The organism is Oceanibaculum indicum P24, assembly GCF_000299935.1.
GTDB lineage: Bacteria > Pseudomonadota > Alphaproteobacteria > Oceanibaculales > Oceanibaculaceae > Oceanibaculum > Oceanibaculum indicum.
In genome coordinates, this window is record NZ_AMRL01000063.1 from 1 (window position 1) to 1293 (window position 1293).

Annotated in this window: 1 protein-coding gene; it reads left to right on the forward strand. The window is 65.8% G+C overall.

The features are described from left to right. Positions 1 to 1192 (forward strand): tyrosine-type recombinase/integrase (locus P24_RS18955; RefSeq protein WP_008946364.1); only part of this gene is annotated, 1192 nt, incomplete at its 5' end. Between the last annotated feature and the right edge of the window lie 101 nt (positions 1193 to 1293).

Genomic DNA, 1293 nt, shown 5'->3' on the forward strand with positions numbered 1-1293 from the left:
CGCCCCGCTGCCGCGCTACGTCAATGCGAAGCCATTGAAGGGCGGCACGATTGCCTATTACTGGAACCTGCCGACATGGGCGCGCAAGGCCGGCTGCACCCTGATATCCGAAGCCCTTGGCAGCGACCTTGCCCCCGCCATCACCCGCGCGAATGAGTTGAACCGGGCGCTTGACGAATGGCGGAAGGGCGGCACCTCCGGCCCCCTGCCCGGCTCCGTCGATCACCTCATTGCGCAGTATCAGCGCCATACCGCCTATCTCTCGAAAGCGCCGCGCACGCGGGCCGGATACGATGCCGGGCTTGCCCTGATCGCGGATTACCGCCTGCCGAAATCCGGCCGGCGCTTTGGCGAGGTGCCGGCGGCCAGCGTCGAACCGCGCCACGCCGACCGGCTTTATCAGGATCTCCAGTGGACGGCGGACAAGCGCCGGCGCCTGGCGACAGCCAACGCGGCGATGCGCGTGGCGCGGCGCTGCTGGAATATCGGCCGGCGGCTTGGCCTTGTCAGCGCCAACCCCTTTACCGCGATGGGGCTGGAGGCGACGGGAGGCGACACCACGCCCGCGACGCGCGCGCAGCTCGCCAGCTTCATCGCGGCCGCCGACCGCATGGGATATCCGAGCATGGGGACGGCCGCGCTGCTGGCCTTCGAACTGTGCCAGCGCGTGACGGACGTTATCGGCACGCTCGCATGGACGGGCTTTGACGGCAGGGCGATCCGCTGCCGGCAGCAGAAGACCGGCCAGCTTGTCCGCATCCCGCTGATCGATGCCGAGGGAGAGCTGTTCCCCGGCCTGATCGCGCGGCTGGAGGCTACACCCCGGCGCGGCTCCCTGATCGTGATGCGCGACCAGCCGGACAGGCGGACGAAGACATATCAGCCCTACAAGCTTGACTGGTTTGACCATCTTTTCCGGCAGATCGCGGACGCGGCCGGCCTGCCCGCCAGCTTCACCGCGCGCACGCTGCGCCATGGCGGGCTTACCGAAATGGGGGATGGCGGCGCGGAGGATCAGGAATTGCAGGCGATCAGCGGCCACACCGAGCGCAATACGCTGTCGATCTATACCCGCACGACAGAACGCCAGGCGATGAACGCGGCGCGGAAAAGACGCGCGTTAAGACTGGAAAGGGAGGATATCGAGACGATGGCGGCCGCAGGCCAAGACGCCGCCGAAGGGGCGGAATAGGAACGAATGTCAGAACGGCAGTCAGAACGCTTGTCAGAATAACAAACCAGAAGCCGCAACAAACACTTGCTAAGTTATTGAAAAGAAATGGTGAGTCCTGT